Genomic DNA, 344 nt, shown 5'->3' with positions numbered 1-344 from the left:
GAATTCTTATTATAGGCCCTCTTAGTGCCACCGTTTGGATTATATGGTCTATCTTTAAGAGTGTAGATAACTTAGTACCCAATATCTCTCGCCAATACCCAGGAGCTGTATTTGCGGCTGTACTGTTCGGTACGGCACTTATCGGCTTTGTAGGTAGTAAACTTATTTTGGGGCAACTATTCGTTAGCCTAATGGATTATATAGTGGCGCACATACCTGGGGTGAAGATTATCTATTCGTCTATTAAAGATATGCTGGCTTCGTTTGTAGGCGATAAACGCAAGTTTACCAATCCTGTGTGGGTGCGTGTTAATGAAACGCCTGAAATATGGCGTATAGGCTTC

Annotated in this window: 1 protein-coding gene; it reads left to right on the top strand. The window is 42.2% G+C overall.

Annotation, left to right across the window (positions count from 1 at the left end; genetic code table 11):
• Positions 1-344 (top strand): DUF502 domain-containing protein (locus HMPREF9441_RS18910; RefSeq protein ID WP_216593523.1); only part of this gene is annotated, 344 nt, incomplete at both ends.

Origin of the sequence: Paraprevotella clara YIT 11840 (assembly GCF_000233955.1) — a bacterium.
Lineage (GTDB): Bacteria > Bacteroidota > Bacteroidia > Bacteroidales > Bacteroidaceae > Paraprevotella > Paraprevotella clara.
The sequence above is the reverse complement of the archived record's forward strand: the minus strand, read 5'-3'. Positions and strand labels throughout refer to the sequence as shown.